The following is a 17,551-nucleotide window of genomic DNA, read 5'->3' on the forward strand; positions in this document are numbered from 1 at the left end:
ATGGCGTGGAATGAGCCTGGAAATAATAACAACGGCGATAATAACGGCCGCGATAATGACCCTTGGGGTAAGAACAATAATCGCGGCGGCCGAGATCAAGGACCGCCAGACTTAGACGAAGTGTTTAGTAAACTAAGTCAAAAGTTAGGTGGCAAGTTTGGTAAAAAAGGTGGCAACGGTAACGGGCCATCTATTGGTGGTGGCGGTGCGATTGGCTTTGGTGTCATTGCTGTCATTGCGATTGCTATCTGGTTCTTCGCTGGTTTCTACACCGTTGGCGAAGCAGAAAGAGCCGTTGTACTTCGACTGGGTCAATTCGACCGTATCGAAGAACCGGGTCTTAACTGGCACCCACGCTTCATCGATGAAATCAAAGATGAGCAACTGGTTAACGTTCAAGCGATTCGTTCTCTACGTGCTTCTGGCACCATGCTAACGAAAGATGAAAACGTTGTGACGGTTGAAATGGGCGTTCAATACCGTGTTTCTGACCCATACAAGTACTTGTATCGTGTAACGGATGCGGACGATAGCTTACGTCAAGCAACTGATTCTGCGCTTCGTGCGGTAATTGGTGACTCACTAATGGATAGTATCCTAACAAGTGGTCGTCAGCAGATTCGTCAAAGCACTCAAGAAACGTTGAACCGTATTATTGATAGCTACGACATGGGTATTCTGATTGTTGACGTGAACTTCCAGTCAGCACGTCCACCTGAGCAAGTTAAAGATGCATTTGATGATGCTATCGCGGCTCGAGAGGATGAAGAGCGTTTTGAGCGTGAAGCTGAAGCTTACCGAAATGACATTCTTCCAAAAGCAACAGGTCGTGCTGAGCGTTTGAAGAAAGAAGCGGTGGGTTACTCAGAGCGCACAGTTAATGGTGCTCTAGGTCAAGTTGCTCAGTTCGAGAAGCTTTTACCTGAATACCAAGCTGCTCCTGAAGTAACACGTAACCGTATGTACCTTGATACAATGGAAAAAGTGTACTCAAGCACATCGAAAGTCCTGATTGATTCTGAATCAAGCGGTAACTTGCTATACCTACCAATTGATAAGCTAGGCGCACAAGGTGGTTCTCAGTCGGGCACTCGCCCTGCAAAAGCATCATCAACTTACGATCAAATTGAGTTAGAAACTCAAGCGGATCCAAAGTCTAGCACTCAAACTCGTTCAGACAGTTCACGTCAAGGGAGATACTAATAATGCGTAAATTAATGATCCCTGTATTAGTTGTGACGATTGCCCTTCTATTGATGTCACTATTTGTGATTCAAGAAGGCGAGCGTGGCATGGTAATTCGTTTTGGTCGAGTTCTCGATGACAACGGCGTATCACGAATCTATGAACCAGGCTTGCACTTTAAACTGCCTATGTTTGATCGTGTAAAAGTACTTGATGCTCGTATTCAAACGATGGATGGTCGTTCTGACCGTTTCGTAACATCAGAGAAAAAAGATGTTCTAATTGATACCTACGCAAAATGGCGTATTGCTGATTTTGGACGTTTTTATCTGAGTACTGGCGGCGGCAATATCATGACGGCAGAAGCACTTCTTGAGCGTAAAGTGACAGATGTTCTTCGTTCTGAAATTGGTGCTCGTGAAATTAAGCAGATCGTGTCAGGCCCTCGTAATAAGGACATCCTGCCAGACTCTGCTGATAGCGAAGTCGTCACAACGGTAGCAGCTGCAGAAGCTCTAGAAGTTGATGGCGAACGCGATAAGATCATGGAAAACGTTTTGTCTGGAACGTCAGAAAGTGCAATGGCTGATTTAGGTGTTGAAGTTGTTGATTTCCGAATGAAGAAGATTAACCTTCCTGACGAAATCAGTGAATCTATCTACCGCCGTATGCGTGCAGAACGTGAATCGGTTGCTCGTAGACACCGTTCTCAAGGTCGTGAGAAAGCAGAAGTTATCCGTGCTCAAGCTGAGCTAGAAGTAGCAACAGTTCTTGCAGAAGCTGACCGTACAGCTCGAATCACTCGTGGTGATGCAGATGCAGAAGCAGCGAAGATCTACTCTGATGTGTACAGTAAAGATCCTGAGTTCTATGGCTTCATGCGTTCATTGCAAGCTTATGAGACATCGTTTAGCGATAAGAGCGACATTCTAGTACTGGATCCGAAGACTGACTTCTTCCAATACATGAATCAAGCGAGCGGCGCTCCAGCAAAATAAGCTGATGCGTTAGCGGATGCTTAGCTCAATAAGCAAAATACGTTAAAACTTAAAAGGCTCCCATTATGGGAGCCTTTTTGTTTTCTATTCTTTAAAGACTGAAGACTGAAGACTGAAGACTAAGGACTAAAGACTGAATATTGGCCATTAGGTCCTCGAGGAAAATCGAGCGACAGAGCCGTGCTTTGAGAAAGCCTAGCGGTAGGTCATGAAAGCGATAACGACGCCGGCAACCACAAGGCAACCGCCAATTCGGCGCAGTTGCGTGTCTGGCTGTTGGCTTAATTGAGCAACCATGTTTCTCCAGCCATTGGGTGCAATCAAGGGCCCCAGCCCTTCAACGATAAGAACAAGCCCGATTGCGAGCCAGATAGAATTAGACATGTTGCTGCCTTTTGCCTGTAAAAAGATAATAATATCAGCATCTTTACGGATCTTCGCGGTGTCATTGCAAATTTGCTTGTCGTTAGCTTTAACAATTATGAACAAAAAATGACTGCAAGAAATGTGATTCGGTGCTAGAATCCATTTTTAATTAGCAACAGAAATTGGAAAGATGGGAAATAACGTAGTCGTTCTAGGCACCCAATGGGGTGATGAAGGTAAAGGTAAAATCGTTGACCTTTTAACTGAAGATGCAAAATACGTGGTTCGCTACCAAGGCGGTCACAATGCAGGTCACACACTTGTAATTGACGGTGAAAAAACCGTTCTTCACTTAATTCCATCAGGTATCCTACGCAATAACGTTAAATGTGTTATTGGCAACGGTGTAGTATTATCGCCTGACGCACTTCTTAAAGAAATGAAACCTCTTGAAGATCGCGGTATCCCAGTACGTGAGCGTCTTTTCATCTCTGAAGCTTGTCCTCTAATTCTTCCGTACCACATTGCAATCGACAACGCGCGTGAAATCGCTCGTGGCGCTAAAGCTATCGGTACAACGGGTCGTGGTATCGGTCCTGCTTACGAAGATAAAGTTGCTCGTCGCGGTCTACGCGTTGGCGACCTTTTCGATAAAGAAGCATTTGCTGAGAAGCTAAAAGAAGTTATGGAATTCCACAACTTCCAACTAGAGCACTTCTACAAAGCTGAAACAGTAAGCTACGAAGAAGTTCTTGAGCAAGCGATGAGCTACGCAGACATGTTAACTGCGATGGTTATCGACGTAACTGACGAACTAGACGCAGCACGTAAGCGCGGCGACAAGATCATGTTCGAAGGTGCTCAAGGTACGCTACTAGATATCGACCACGGTACTTACCCATACGTAACGTCTTCTAACACGACTGCTGGTGGTGTTGCTGCAGGTTCTGGTTTTGGTCCTCGTCACATCGGTTACATCCTTGGTATTACTAAGGCTTACTGTACTCGTGTTGGTTCAGGTCCATTCCCAACTGAGCTATACGATGGCCTTGAAAAACAAGACCCAGTTGGTAAGCACCTAGGCGATGTTGGTCACGAGTTTGGCGCAACGACTGGTCGCCTACGCCGTACTGGTTGGTTCGATGCTGTTGCTATGCGTCGTGCAATCCAAATCAACTCTCTATCTGGTATCTGTCTAACTAAACTAGACGTTCTAGATGGCCTAGAAGAACTAAAAATCTGTACTGGTTACAAGATGAAAGATGGTTCTATCCTAGAAGTTTCTCCAATGGCTGCTGAGTCATTCGAAGAAGCGACGCCAATCTACGAAACAATGCCTGGTTGGTCTGAAAACACATTTGGTGCTAAATCTATCGACGCGCTTCCACAAGCTGCTCTAGATTACATCAAGCGTATCGAAGACTTAACTGGCGTTCCAATTGATATCGTATCAACTGGCCCAGATCGTAACGAAACTATCATCAAGGTTCACCCATACGGCGCATAATGCCCGCTGAGTGATTACCACAGCACAAACCGTACTGTGGTAATTAAAGTACTTTGATACTTAAAGTGCTCTGATAATGAAATAGTTTTCTAAAAGCCGACTTTATTAAGTCGGCTTTTTAATACCTGCAATTTAGCCACGCACTCTTTGATGGTGATCTTTTAAGCGTCATCAGGCAAAATATTGCCCATTAGCGGCAAGTTTTGTCTAAAGCCGTCAGGGTTATTGCCGATACAGATATCATGGAAAGTGAAGTTCACCCTGTTTTGTGCGTGTAGAAATCCTCTGCGGCCCTCAATAGATAACTTTAGCGACAGATAATAGAGTGCAGGTATGAAGCTACGAATTGTAGCAGCTTCATTGATAATGGCGCTGAGCTCACCCTTGAGTCATGCAAATTTGACTGACGTGGGAGAGCCCGTTCCAATATATACAGAAGCTGAACTGATTAATTTAATCGAGAATAATCAACACCTAGAGCGAGTGAAAGCTGATAAGTGCCAGTTAGTTGAAGATATCGTTGCTCGTGCAACGCGTATTAGCTTGCCTTCTTATGAGTTTTTATACGGTGATATGTTGGCTTGGGGCGTGTGTGTTCCACAAGATGTCGAGCTTGGCATTTACTATATGGAAAACGCGGCGCATCAAGGTTTACCGGCTGCACTAGAGCAGCTAGGTCGTTATTATTCTCGCGGTACTTTGGTGCAACAAGACAAAGAACGCGCGATTCCGTATTTACGTGAAGCGGCCTCTATGGGTAACCTAAGTGCGAGTATTCACTTAGCGGAACTCTTGCTGCGTGATTACGGTAGCCCGTTAGATTATGAAGATGCTTACCGCTGGTTATACAACTCGGTGACTGCGGATGATAGGCAACACAAACGCATCACCGTGCTTCGAAGCGGTCTGGAACAGAGAATGCCGGACAATATTATTGCTCGAGCAAAACGCCGAGACGTGTTCTGGTAATTACGAATATTAATTAAGGTTAGATGGTGAACGACTGCACTCGTTAACCATCTATCTTGATATAGAAAGATACCGTATTAAAAAGGCCTCGTAGGTAAATACCTATGAGGCCTTTTTTGATCTTAACGGTAAACCGTTTATCTCACTCGGTGGCGTTATTGAACAACTTCACCAGATTCAATCACCGTCTTACGAACGACTTTGGTGAAATCGAGTGCTTCTTGGCGAATCTTATCTTCATCGACCGTTAGCATGTCGCGGTCTTGCATGATGATCTTACCGTCAACGATGGTGTGGCGAACGTTACCCGAGTTAGCTGAGTAAACTAATGCCGAGTATGGGTTGTAGACTGGAACCATGTTTGGCGCTTTCGTATCGATCACTATGATGTCGGCGAGTTTACCGGCTTCAAGAGAACCGATCTTATCTTCCATGTGTAGCGCTTTTGCTGCGCCCATTGTTGCCATGTCGATCACTTTGATCGGCGGCATTGCGGCACGATCTTTATTAACCAGCTTGTGAACTTTAGCGACTTGGTTGAATTCATCAATGGTGCTCAGTGTGTTACCAGACATTGGGCCATCAGTACCTAAACCAATACGAACGTTTTCGTCATACATCTTAAGCGCAGGAGATACACCTTTTGCTGACTTGATGTTAGCACTCATGTTGTGAGCCACACCCATATCCGATTTTTTCACTAGCTCGATATCATGATCGTCAACGAGGATCATGTGTGCACCCACCAAGTTTTTGTTGAGTGCGCCAATGCTGTCCATGTATTGAACCGGTGATAGGCCATCTGAACGCTCGGCGATTTTCTCTTCTTCACGGTGTGATTCTGCTAGGTGAATCATTACTGGTACATCGAGCTCTAGAGAGAGCTTAGAGATCTTCTGCAGTATCTCTGTGGTGTTGGTGTAAGGCGCGTGTGGTGCAAACGCGGGTGTGATACGCGGGTGGTCTTTGTATTCTTCAATGAAATTCAGCGCGTATTGGATGCCTTCTTCCGCATTAGCCGCATCAGCGACTGGGAACTTAATCACGGTTTCACCAAGAATGGCACGCATACCGATCTTATCGACAGTTTTCGCAACTTCATCTTCAAAGTAGTACATGTCGGCGTAAGTCGTGACACCGCCTTTTACCATTTCAACGTTACCGAGATTAGCGCCAATGCGTACCATGTCTCGCGATACCAGTTTCTTCTCTAGAGGGAAGATATAACGGTGAAGACGGTCAGGCACATCATCGGCCAACGAGCGGAAAACCGTCATCGATACGTGAGTATGAGTATTGATGAGACCCGGCATGACGATATCGCCATCCACGTCTAACACTTGTTTCGCTTGGTACTGCTTCTCTAGTGAAGCATCACCAACGGCAATGATTTTGTTGTCTTTTACGACAACAGTACCGCTCTCATAAACCGTTTTGTCTTGGTTCATGGTTAGAACCATTGCATCGGTAATCATCAGGTCAGCTTTTTCCATTGCTGAACTCGCAAATGGAAATAGAGCGAGGCTTGCCATTGCTGAAGCCAATAGGGTGCGTTTTAGTTTCATATCAATACTCAGAACAGGAGTTGGTAAAGTGTCGGGATAATAGTGTATTTCATTCATGGCGCAAACGTTTGTTTTATCGTTTGCTTGAAATTTTGATGATAGTCCGCCTCTATGAAGCGATGTTTCACAAAGTGAAGATATGTATCAATCTTAGGTTATTTTAGGCTTTTCCAAAGCATATCTGTAGCTTACCCCTAGCATCAGATATACTAGGGGTATATACATTCCTTGCTTAAGCAGGCCCGCCTATGTCAAAAAACACACCAATGTCAGAAAACACGACAGCGACAACCACTGTTGATCCTTTTGCCGACCGAGAGTCGAAAAATTACGAAAACCCAGTACCAAGCCGAGAGTTCATTATTTCGTTTCTAACAGACGCGAATATCCCAATGAACCGTAACGATCTATTCGAAGCTTTGGGTTTGGCTGGAGAGGAACAATATGAAGGGCTGCGTCGTCGTTTACGTGCAATGGAACGTGATGGACAGCTTATCTTTACCCGTCGTCAGTGCTATGCATTGCCTGAGAAGATGGAATTGATTAAAGGCTATGTGATTGGTCATAAAGACGGTCATGGTTGGGTTCGCCCAGACGGCAGTGTGGGTAAAGACAATGATATCGTGTTGCCGCATCACCAGATGAAAACCATCATGCACGGTGATTACGTACTGGCTCAGCCTACTGACAACAGTAAACGTGGTCGTCGTGAAGGTCGTTTGGTTCGTGTTCTTGAAGAGCGCAAAACGCCACTTGTTGGCCGCTTCTTCCTAGAATACGGCCATTCTTACGTGGTTGCTGATGATTCTCGTATTAGTCACGACATCCAGATCCCTACTGAGCATAAAGGCGGTGCTCGAATGGGTAATGTGGTTGTGATTGAAATTACGGATCGTGGTGGTCGTTCTCGTAACATGATGGGTAAAGTGACCGAAGTTCTTGGTGAAAACATGGCTCCGGGTATGGAAACGCAGATCGCGATCCGTACTCACCAGATCCCACAAGAGTGGCCTGAAGCGGTAGATAAGCAAATCGTAAACCTCGGTGAGCATGTTCCTGAAGAAGCAAAAGAAGGACGTGTTGATCTACGCAAACTGCCATTGGTTACCATTGATGGTGAAGATGCGCGTGACTTCGATGATGCGGTTTACTGTGAAGCGAAGAAAGGCGGAGGCTGGCGTCTGTGGGTAGCGATTGCTGACGTAAGTTACTACGTTCGCCCAGATACCGCGCTAGACAAAGAAGCGATTAACCGTGGTAACTCGGTATACTTCCCGTCACAAGTTGTGCCAATGCTGCCAGAAGTCCTTTCTAATGGCCTATGTTCATTGAACCCTCAAGTCGACCGTTTATGTATGGTGTGTGAGATGACTATCTCAGACAAAGGTAAACTGTCGGGTTACAAGCACTACGAAGCGGTAATGAACTCTCATGCCCGTCTGACTTACAACAAAGTTGGCGCTATCTTAGATGGCAATGAAGAACTTCGTGAGCGTTACGAGCCTGAAGTACCACATCTTGAAGAGCTTCATAAGATGTACAAGGTACTTAAGAAAACGCGTGATGAACGTGGTGCGATTGAGTTTGAAACGGTAGAAACTAAGTTTATCTTCAATGCGGATCGTAAGATTGACCGTATTGAACCCGTCATCCGTAACGATGCACACAAGATCATCGAAGAGTGTATGATTCTTGCGAACATCGCATCGGCATCTTACGTAGAAAAAGCGAAAGAACCTGCACTGTACCGTGTTCACGATACTCCGGGAGAAGAGCGCTTAACGGGCTTTAAGAGCTTCCTTAGTGAGCTAGGTTTAACGCTGGAAGGTGGCCTGTCGCCATCACCAGTAGACTATGCACAACTGATGCAACAGATTAATGAGCGTGAAGATCGTGAGTTAATCCAAACCATGCTACTGCGCTCGATGAAGCAAGCGGTATACAACGCGGACAACGCAGGTCACTTTGGTTTAGCTCTTAAACGCTATGCTCACTTTACCTCGCCAATTCGTCGTTACCCAGATTTGCTATTGCACCGCGCGATTAAGTACCTTATTGCGAAAGAAGAAGGCCGTCAGAGTGAGCGTTGGACGCCAACCGGCGGTTACCACTACACTTTCGATGATATGGACTTCTACGGCGAGCAGTGTTCAATGACTGAGCGTCGTGCTGATGATGCTACGCGTGAAGTGAACGACTGGCTGAAGTGTGAGTACATGCAAGACCATGTCGGCGAAGTGATGGATGGCGTAATTGCTAACGTGACTGGCTTCGGCTTCTTTGTTCGTCTCACTGAACTGCACATTGATGGCTTGGTACATATCTCAGCGCTAGCGAATGATTACTACCAATTTGATGCTGTTGGTCAGCGTTTAGTCGGTGAAAGCTCAGGTAACATCTACCGCTTAGGTGATTCGGTTAAAGTGAAGGTTTCTGCGGTTAATCTAGAAACTCGCCAAATCGACTTTGATTTAGAAGACACCGATCGTCAGCCTCGTGGTAAAGGTAAAACAGCCAAGAAGCGTGCAGCTGAAGCGATGAAAAAGGCGAAAAGCAAGAAGCGTTCAGCGGTGAAGAGTAATAAGCCGGGTGTACCTGCGACGCCTTTAGTTGAACCGACTAAGCGACCAGACGGTAGCTCTGAAAGTTCAGCTAAGAAGAAGTCAGCGAATAAAACCGGTGCTGCGAAGGCGCGAGCTAAGAAAAAGCGTACCGCAAGCCGTAAGCCAAAGGCTGATAAGTCTTAAGTTTATAAGCCTTAAGCTTAATAAGGCGCTTTGCTAGTTAGGTTTAGCACAGCGCTAGTTTAATGTGACATGGCTTTAACGCGAAAAGACTTTAATGCGAGAGTATCAGGCGCAAGACGCATACTCTCGAAATAAACAACACAGGGGTGGGTGCATCGGGTTTGATGTCATTCATCTCTGAGCAATAAGAGTAACCAGAGACAATGAGTAACGAATTTATTTACGGTATTCACGCGGTGAAAGCCGTACTAGAAAAAGATCCAGCGCGCTTTATTGAAGCGTACGTGCTTAAAGGTCGTCAAGACGATCGTCTTCTTCCATTACTGAATCAACTGCAGCAATTTGGTGTGTCGATTCAACAAATGGGCCGTAAGCCGCTTGATGAAAAAGCACAGGGTGCAAATCACCAAGGTCTTATTGCTAAGGTGAAGCCTGCTAAGCAGCTTAATGAAACTCACCTAGACGATATCCTAGCGCAGCACGAACAGCCTCTGCTGTTGGTTCTAGATGGTGTAACAGACCCTCATAACCTAGGTGCTTGTCTACGTAACGCGGATGCTGCGGGTGTGGCGGCTGTTATCGTACCTAAAGATCGCTCTTCACCGCTAACGGCAACCGTAAGTAAGGTTGCTTGTGGCGCAGCTGAAACCGTTCCTCTAGTACGCGTAACCAACCTAGCTCGTACAATGCGTGCACTGCAAGAGCAGGGTGTATGGTTCGTGGGTACCGCAGGTGAAGCAACGCATGATATCTATCAAGCGAAGCTAACGGGTCCTCTTGCCGTTGTGATGGGCGCAGAAGGTGACGGTATGCGTCGTCTAACGCGTGAAACCTGTGATGACCTGATTAAGATCCCAATGTCAGGCAGCGTGTCGAGCCTAAACGTTTCGGTAGCATCAGGCATCTGTCTGTTCGAAGCGGTACGTCAGCGCCTAGCTCAATAGCGTTAAGCTGAGTCAAAAGGCAAAACGACTCTAAGTCTATGAATTTATTAACGCTCACCACTTGCTGGTGGGCGTTTCTTTTTAGGGCGTAGAGTGACAAATTGACAGAATCACAGATGGCTAGATGGCGAAAGAAAAACTGTTTCATTATTAGCCAAATACCGCTTGCCAATACCGGGTTCTTTCTATAATATTTGCCGTCCTTAAAACTCGGTCATTTTTCTTTAGTTCCTTGCTTCCCTTGGACGACCGAGCCTTTCGTGGAAGCTAATAATCCGTAAGGAGCAACCAAATGCGTCATTATGAAATCGTATTCATGGTTCACCCTGATCAAAGCGAGCAAGTTGCTGGCATGATCGAGCGTTACACTGGTTCAATCACTGAAGCTGGCGGTACTATCCACCGTCTAGAAGACTGGGGCCGCCGTCAAATGGCTTACCCAATCAACAAACTTCACAAAGCTCACTACGTTCTTATGAACGTTGAAGCTGGCCAAGAAGTGATGGACGAGCTAGAAACTGCTTTCCGTTTTAACGATGCAGTTCTACGTAACATGATCATGCGCACTAAAGGCGCTGTGACTGAGCAATCTATCATGCTTAAGCAAAAAGAAGAGCGTGCAGAGCGTGCTCCTCGTCGTGATGACCGTGAAGAACGTGCACCACGTCGTGAAGAAGAAGCTAAGCCAGAAGCTGCTGCTGAGTAATTCTTTTTTGGCCTTTTAGGTCATTAAATTTTATTCAACTCGTTTAGGTATTTTCACTACAAGCATTTGCTTACGCTTATTTATAAGCCTGTGTTAATACCGCATTATTAAATTTAGATCAGGAGATAGCCCATGGCTCGTTTCTTCCGTCGTCGTAAATTCTGCCGTTTTACTGCAGAAGGCGTACAAGAGATTGACTACAAAGACGTAGCAACTCTAAAAAACTACATCACTGAAGCTGGTAAAATTGTACCTAGCCGTATCACTGGTACAAGTGCTAAATACCAACGTCAGCTAGCTCGCGCTATCAAGCGTTCTCGTTACCTAGCTCTACTACCGTACACTGACAAGCATCAGTAATCGGTAATAGTTAACAATAGTTTAAGAGGACTAAGATAATGCAAGTTATTCTACTTGATAAAATCGGTAACCTAGGTGGCCTTGGCGACCAAGTAAACGTTAAATCTGGTTACGCTCGTAACTTCCTTATCCCACAGGGTAAAGTAGTTATGGCAACTAAAGACAACGTTGCTATGTTCGAAACTCGCCGTGCTGAACTAGAAGCTAAAGTTGCTGAGCAACTAGCTGCTGCAGAAGCTCGCGCAGAGACAGTTAACACTCTAGAAGGCGTTACAATCGCTTCTAAAGCTGGTGACGAAGGCAAACTATTCGGTTCTATCGGTACTCGTGACATCGCAGATGCTATTACAGCAGCTGGTGTTGCAGTAGTTAAGAGCGAAGTACGCCTACCTGAAGGCGCTCTACGTAACATCGGCGAATTCGAAGTAAGCATCCAACTTCACTCTGAAGTTTTTGCTACTGCGAAAATCGCTATCGTTGCAGCTGAGTAATTTCAGTACCAAGACGAATTCTTTCTTTTGAAAGTTTTAAACACCAGCTTCGGCTGGTGTTTTTTTATGTCTGAAATATAGGAAAACATAGCGAAGGGGTTATGGTAAGTAAAAAGCTTACAGTGATCCAAAAGCTGTTATTGCTGAACAGGCTGTTCTCAAGGTTAGAAGTGGCCTTAAGATTAGAGCTGCTCTTGAGACTAGAATAGTTCTTAAGACTAGAATAGTTCTTGAGACTAGAATAGCTCTTGAGATTAGAACTGAAAGAGCAGGTTAATCGACAGCACAGAGTCTTCTTTGCTTAATCCGTGAGGCACTTTATCGTGGTATTGACGAGAGTGAGCAATCTTCAGTGCGATATTGTCAGTAATATCGTTGATCGCTTCTAATTCAGTATCAAATTTCAGGTTACTGTGGCCAGATACTAACGTCACATCAGCCTTGAGCTGCAAATTCTTCAACACCTGCCATGATGTATTCACATTGCCACGGAAAATCGCCTCTTCAACAATCTCTGGGAAGATGATGTCATCGTCGTCCAATTCATCGAGATTAGGTTCTTGGTAACGAAAACCCGGTCCGACTTCGACTTCCAACACAAACTCTTCAGTGTTCGAGAACTGATAACCCAAACCACTAGAGATTGTGTAGTCTTTAAAGTAAGCACTGTATCGTGAATCGACACCTTTAAAGCTGCCGTAAAGGTAGGTTTTAGGGCTTAACTTGTAGTCACTCTGAGCCGAGTAAGTCGATTGCCTTTTATCTTCTTCACCGTCTTTGTAGAGGTTGTAGTATTTCCATTCGCCACTGGTTCTATGACGGCCAGCCGTATACTCACCGTTTAGGCGGGCATTTAGCGATCGTGAATCAGAATTACCAGTATGCGACTGATACCCAAATTCGACTTCCGTCTTGAGTGGGTTCGGCAGTTCTGTGTCACTCGTATCACTTGGTGCGATATCCATATCTTTTTCAGGTGTCGGTGCAACGACGATCGGCTCAACAGTAGGTTCTGAAACTACTATAGAGTCGAGGATTGCATCGACAGAGGCTTTAGCATCATCAGCTAAGGCCAACGGAGAGCTCAGAAGGCTAGTGCTTAGAAGACCAGAGCTTAGAAGACCAGTGCTCAGAGCCAATAATTTGGACACGCATACCTCTAGTTATACAGTGAGTGAATGGCAGGATCGTAATGCTACCCTTGGTTAATTCCGTCAGCAATAGGTAAATTCTTCCTGAAGAATAAAACAAACGCTTAGGAACGGATTACAAATGAGTGTTCTTGGGTATAATGAACGATCATTATTAGTTATTGAGTGTAGTCATAGTGGATACCAAAAGTCAGAAATCAGCCAACGATCAGGTGGACGCCATCAAAGTCCCACCACATTCATTAGAAGCTGAGCAATCTGTTATTGGCGGTTTGTTATTGGATAACGAACGCTGGGATACAGTTGCTGAAAAGGTTGTGGCCAAAGACTTTTATAGCCGTCCTCACCGTCTGATCTTTGAAGCGGTAAAGGATATCCTTGAAGAAAGTTCTCCTCTGGACCTGATTACACTCTCTGAACATTTAGAGCTTCGTGAGCAGCTAGAAGACGTAGGTGGCTTTGCTTACCTTGCTGACTTAGCCAAAAACACACCCAGTGCCGCTAACATTAATGCGTATGCAGATATCGTGGCACAGCGAGCACTGGTTCGTAGCTTGATCGGTGTGGCGAATGAGATCGCCGATTCTGGTTATGACCCTCAAGGTCGTACATCGGAAGAGCTGGTTGATCTTGCTGAAAGTAAAGTCTTCGCGATTGCAGAAGGCCGAGCAAGTGAAAACGAAGGCCCACAAAACGTTGATAGCATTCTCGAGAAGACGCTAGAACGTATCGAAATCTTATATAAATCGCCACAAGATGGTGTTACTGGTGTCGATACTGGCTTTAACGACCTCAACAAGAAGACAGCAGGCCTACAGGGTTCTGACTTAATCATTGTTGCTGCGCGTCCATCGATGGGTAAAACCACCTTTGCGATGAACTTGTGTGAAAATGCGGCGATGAAACAAGATAAGCCAGTTCTGATTTTCTCTCTTGAGATGCCAGCCGAACAGCTGATGATGCGTATGCTTGCGTCACTTTCTCGTGTCGACCAAACCAAGATTCGTACCGGTCAATTAGACGATGAAGATTGGGCTCGTATTTCGTCGAGTATGGGTATTCTGATGGATAAGAAGAATATGTATATCGATGACAGCTCGGGTCTAACGCCAACCGAAGTTCGTTCTCGTGCTCGACGTATTGCACGTGAACACGATGGTATCTCTATGATCATGATAGATTACCTTCAATTAATGCGTGTTCCTTCATTATCAGATAACCGTACTCTTGAAATTGCCGAGATTTCTCGCTCATTGAAAGCGTTGGCGAAAGAACTGAACGTTCCGGTTGTCGCACTTTCTCAGCTTAACCGTTCCCTAGAGCAACGTGCTGATAAGCGCCCAGTAAACTCGGACTTGCGTGAATCAGGTTCTATCGAGCAAGATGCCGATTTGATCATGTTTATCTATCGTGATGAGGTTTATAACCCAGACAGTTCATTGAAAGGCATCGCAGAGATCATCCTTGGTAAGCAACGTAACGGTCCGATCGGTTCGGTTCGTTTGACATTCCAAGGTCAACACTCCCGATTTGATAACTATGCAGGCCCTGCATTTGATGATGAGTAATCGCTAATGACTTACATGAAAGCAGCGACGGCAAGCATTGACTTAAACGCGCTCGAACATAACTTGAACCAGATAAAGTCGAAGGCTCCACAGTGTAAAGTTATGTCGGTTGTGAAAGCGAATGGCTACGGGCACGGCTTACTGCATATCGCCAAGCACTCTAAAAACTCAGATGCTTTTGGTGTGGCGCGTATTGAAGAAGCCTTACAACTGCGAGCTGGTGGTATTGTTAAACCCATATTGTTGCTGGAAGGGTTTTACTCTTCGGGTGATTTACCCATCCTGGTGACCAATAACATTCAAACCGTGGTGCATTGTGAAGAGCAATTAAGCGCGCTTGAGAATGCAGATTTGGAAACACCCGTTGTGGTATGGCTTAAAGTCGACAGTGGCATGCACCGATTAGGTGTTCGCCCTGAGCAATACCAAAACTTTGTTGAGCGTTTGCATCAATGTGCGAATGTTGCCAAACCTCTACGTTACATGAGCCACTTCGGTTGTGCTGATGAACTTGATAGAGCAACCACCGTTGAACAGACTGAGCTTTTCTTATCTCTCACTGACGGTTGTGAAGGTGAGCGTTCACTTGCTGCCTCTGCGGGTCTATTGGCTTGGCCTAATAGCCACCTTGATTGGGTTCGTCCGGGAATCATCTCTTACGGTGTTTCGCCTTTTGCTGATAAATCAGCGCAAGAACTTGGCTTTAAGCCTGTGATGACTCTGACCTCACATCTGATTGCGGTTCGTGATGTTAAAGCGGGTGAAAGCGTTGGTTATGGCGCTAACTGGACCAGTGAACGTGATACCAAGGTTGGCGTGATCGCGATTGGTTACGGTGATGGTTATCCACGCATGGCTCCTAACGGCACTCCAGTGTTCGTTAATGGACGAAAAGTACCGATCGCAGGACGAGTGTCAATGGACATGCTAACGGTCGACCTTGGCCCTGATGCTGCAGATAAAGTCGGTGATGAAGCGACATTATGGGGTAAAGATTTACCTTCAGAAGAAGTCGCAGAACATATCGGCACTATCGCGTACGAGCTAGTCACTAAGCTGACTTCGCGTGTTGCGATGGAGTATGTGAAGTAGCTATGGATTTTGTAAACTAAATGATGTTCAAGCGAACTACTCGACACTGGCTAACGTCAGCCTTGGCGTTAGCCAGTGTCAGCTTTTCTTCTTCTGCCTTGAGCGAAGAAAAAGATTCAGCCTTTGTCCCTTTCTATTTTAGTACTGAAACTTTGGGCAATACCTTTGGGGTTGCGGGTGTCGCAAAGGGTGTTTGGCAACCTCAAGCCGCTCTGTTTGGTATGGCACTCTATTCAGACAAAGACAGTTATGTCGGTTTTCTATCGGCCTTTAACTACGCTTTGTCTGAGAATGTTTTATTCAGTACTCAGATGTACCAAGCGCGCTTCAACGACAATCCTTATTACATTGGCTCTCAAGGCGACAACGATTCATCTATTGATGATAAAACCATTGCCGATGGCTTAGAGCAAAACTATCAGTTTGAATTTAAGTATTTGCTACCTTGGGGCAATGTTGCAGAACATGGCTTGTTAGGGGCTTTTCAGCCAATCAAAGATGTGAGCTTTGCTTCGCCCGTCGAGTCGGGTGTCAGTTCGATTATCTTCACGCCTTTTTATACGGCTCGTGAGCTAGAAGGTTTAAATAATACTGAAGAGGCGACAGGCTTTAGTCTGGCATTGGATTGGGATAACCGTGATAGCACACGTAACCCAACCACGGGCTCTCATACTAACCTGGAATTCACGACCGGCGCAGAAAGCTGGTCTAACGATGATTTATGGTTGAAGTGGACGTTCCAAAACAGTCAGTACTTCGCATTAGGCCCTTTAGGTGACCTGTTCGACCAACAAGTCGTGGCACTCGATTTCTATACTGCTGATACACCAACCTGGGATAACTGCTCTGGGCAAGATTGTGCTCGTCCACCGGAAACTGAACAAGCTCGACTTGGCGGTTTATATCGCTTACGAGGCTATACCGGAGGTCGCTACCACGGACGTTCTGCGGTTCATTACTCTGCTGAGTACCGAGTGATTCCTGACTGGCAACCTTTGGGTGATATCCCGCTGATTAACTACTACGATTTGCCTTGGTGGCAATGGGTGGCGTTTGCCGAAGTCGGGCGCGTTGCGGATGAGTACGATATAAAAACACTGCACTCGGATATGAAATGGAGCCTAGGCGGCGCGGTTCGTTTCCAAGTAGAGGGTATTGTTGTTCGTGCTGAGTTAGCTCGAGGCGGTGATGAAGGGACCTTTAGGGTCATGATAAACCAGCCTTTCTAATCTGGTTTACTAACTCGAATATCTCATCTTTTTAAAGGGTGACTCATAACTGTGTCACCCTTTTTTGTTTTCTATCATTATGTTTTTAATGATGTTTTATAGCTGGTTACTTAAGGTTATTCACCTTGAATGGTCGCAATAACCGTACGGCTTCCACCACAATCTCGGTGTTCTCCTAAGTAAATGCCCTGCCATGTTCCTAAAGCTAAACGACCATTGCTAATTGGTATTGTCACACTGGTGCCAAGTGTCGATGCTTTAATGTGGGCTGGCATGTCATCATCGCCTTCATAGGTGTGTCTGTAGTAGGGTGCTCGCTCAGGTACAAACTTATTAAAGTGTGATTCCATATCGGTACGGACGGTAGGATCAGCGTTCTCGTTTAGCGTGAGGCTGGCAGAGGTATGTTGGATAAAAAGATGTAATAAACCAACAGATAGAGAATTGATATCGTGTATCTGTTGTTCAATTTCATCAGTAATGAGATGAAATCCACGCTTTCGTGCATTTAGGTGTATAGTCTTCTGAATCCACATACGCCATCCTTTATAATGTATTTGGAAAAAAAGTGGTTTAACGCTATCTTTTGAACTTGAATTTATCAGGTATCGCTCACATTTAATTATGTTAGAGCTAGAGTCTGTACCGATTCTTGTATCAGGAAATCGAATCC

The 17,551-nt window shown here is 45.5% G+C and carries 16 protein-coding genes; 12 read left to right on the forward strand and 4 right to left on the reverse strand.

From position 1 onward, the window contains the following. Both hflK and hflC read left to right on the forward strand, forming a co-directional pair. Positions 1-1,203: an FtsH protease activity modulator HflK gene (gene hflK, locus OCU90_RS01370; RefSeq protein ID WP_004735863.1), complete on the forward strand. Its 1,203-nt coding sequence runs from the start codon at positions 1-3 to the stop codon at positions 1,201-1,203. 2 nt (positions 1,204-1,205) lie between these two features. Next, the gene (gene hflC, locus OCU90_RS01375) at positions 1,206-2,183 is read left to right on the forward strand and encodes a protease modulator HflC (protein WP_004735862.1); all 978 of its coding nucleotides are present in this window, start codon (positions 1,206-1,208) and stop codon (positions 2,181-2,183) included. 195 nt (positions 2,184-2,378) lie between these two features. Here hflC and OCU90_RS01380 read toward each other — a convergent pair whose 3' ends face one another. After that, positions 2,379-2,567: a DUF2065 domain-containing protein gene (locus OCU90_RS01380; protein WP_026012244.1), complete on the reverse strand. Its 189-nt coding sequence runs from the start codon at positions 2,565-2,567 to the stop codon at positions 2,379-2,381. A 172-nt stretch (positions 2,568-2,739) separates the two neighbouring features. Between OCU90_RS01380 and OCU90_RS01385 the strand changes: the two genes are divergently transcribed. Both OCU90_RS01385 and motX read left to right on the forward strand, forming a co-directional pair. Further along, positions 2,740-4,056 carry an adenylosuccinate synthase gene (locus OCU90_RS01385; RefSeq protein WP_017078237.1) on the forward strand — a complete coding sequence of 439 codons (1,317 nt, stop codon included), beginning with the start codon at positions 2,740-2,742 and terminating at the stop codon, positions 4,054-4,056. A gap of 333 nt (positions 4,057-4,389) precedes the next feature. Beyond that, a complete protein-coding gene (gene motX / locus OCU90_RS01390) occupies positions 4,390-5,025 on the forward strand; it encodes a flagellar protein MotX (protein WP_004735859.1) in 636 nt (211 codons plus the stop codon). 155 nt (positions 5,026-5,180) lie between these two features. Here motX and OCU90_RS01395 read toward each other — a convergent pair whose 3' ends face one another. Next, positions 5,181-6,590, reverse strand: a complete 1,410-nt coding sequence (locus OCU90_RS01395) for an amidohydrolase (RefSeq protein ID WP_029224282.1) — start codon at positions 6,588-6,590, stop codon at positions 5,181-5,183. A 248-nt stretch (positions 6,591-6,838) separates the two neighbouring features. On the opposite strand from OCU90_RS01395, the gene rnr reads away from it, so the two are divergent. The 5 genes from rnr (at position 6,839) to rplI (ending at position 11,838) form a co-directional block, all read left to right on the forward strand. After that, a complete protein-coding gene (rnr, locus tag OCU90_RS01400) occupies positions 6,839-9,337 on the forward strand; it encodes a ribonuclease R (RefSeq protein ID WP_017078239.1) in 2,499 nt (832 codons plus the stop codon). Positions 9,338-9,540: 203 nt separating this feature from the next. After that, a complete protein-coding gene (gene rlmB, locus OCU90_RS01405; protein ID WP_004735856.1) occupies positions 9,541-10,281 on the forward strand; it encodes a 23S rRNA (guanosine(2251)-2'-O)-methyltransferase RlmB in 741 nt (246 codons plus the stop codon). A gap of 292 nt (positions 10,282-10,573) precedes the next feature. Next, positions 10,574-10,987, forward strand: coding sequence for a 30S ribosomal protein S6 (gene rpsF, locus OCU90_RS01410; protein ID WP_004735855.1), 414 nt, complete (start codon positions 10,574-10,576; stop codon positions 10,985-10,987). 132 nt (positions 10,988-11,119) lie between these two features. Beyond that, positions 11,120-11,347, forward strand: a complete 228-nt coding sequence (gene rpsR / locus OCU90_RS01415; protein ID WP_000090472.1) for a 30S ribosomal protein S18 — start codon at positions 11,120-11,122, stop codon at positions 11,345-11,347. Positions 11,348-11,385: 38 nt separating this feature from the next. After that, positions 11,386-11,838 (forward strand): 50S ribosomal protein L9, encoded by a 453-nt coding sequence (rplI, locus tag OCU90_RS01420; RefSeq protein ID WP_004735854.1) that lies wholly within the window; start codon positions 11,386-11,388, stop codon positions 11,836-11,838. A 254-nt stretch (positions 11,839-12,092) separates the two neighbouring features. Here the strand turns inward: rplI and OCU90_RS01425 are convergent, their stop codons facing one another. Continuing rightward, positions 12,093-12,989, reverse strand: a complete 897-nt coding sequence (locus OCU90_RS01425) for a DUF481 domain-containing protein (RefSeq protein ID WP_061023877.1) — start codon at positions 12,987-12,989, stop codon at positions 12,093-12,095. A gap of 176 nt (positions 12,990-13,165) precedes the next feature. Between OCU90_RS01425 and OCU90_RS01430 the strand changes: the two genes are divergently transcribed. The 3 genes from OCU90_RS01430 to OCU90_RS01440 are packed head-to-tail and all read left to right on the forward strand — an operon-like array spanning position 13,166 to position 16,878. Then, complete coding sequence (locus OCU90_RS01430) at positions 13,166-14,557, forward strand: replicative DNA helicase (protein WP_004735852.1); 1,392 nt, start codon at positions 13,166-13,168, stop codon at positions 14,555-14,557. A 6-nt stretch (positions 14,558-14,563) separates the two neighbouring features. After that, on the forward strand, positions 14,564-15,649 hold the full coding sequence (gene alr / locus OCU90_RS01435; RefSeq protein ID WP_017080826.1) for an alanine racemase: 1,086 nt from the start codon (positions 14,564-14,566) through the stop codon (positions 15,647-15,649). A 23-nt stretch (positions 15,650-15,672) separates the two neighbouring features. Continuing rightward, the gene (locus tag OCU90_RS01440) at positions 15,673-16,878 is read left to right on the forward strand and encodes a BamA/TamA family outer membrane protein (RefSeq protein ID WP_061023894.1); all 1,206 of its coding nucleotides are present in this window, start codon (positions 15,673-15,675) and stop codon (positions 16,876-16,878) included. Positions 16,879-16,994: 116 nt separating this feature from the next. Here the strand turns inward: OCU90_RS01440 and OCU90_RS01445 are convergent, their stop codons facing one another. Next, positions 16,995-17,414 (reverse strand): secondary thiamine-phosphate synthase enzyme YjbQ, encoded by a 420-nt coding sequence (locus OCU90_RS01445; RefSeq protein WP_004735849.1) that lies wholly within the window; start codon positions 17,412-17,414, stop codon positions 16,995-16,997. Positions 17,415-17,551 lie beyond the last annotated feature (137 nt).

It is taken from the genome of Vibrio splendidus (genome assembly GCF_024347615.1).
In the GTDB taxonomy this organism is placed as follows: Bacteria; Pseudomonadota; Gammaproteobacteria; order Enterobacterales; family Vibrionaceae; genus Vibrio; species Vibrio splendidus.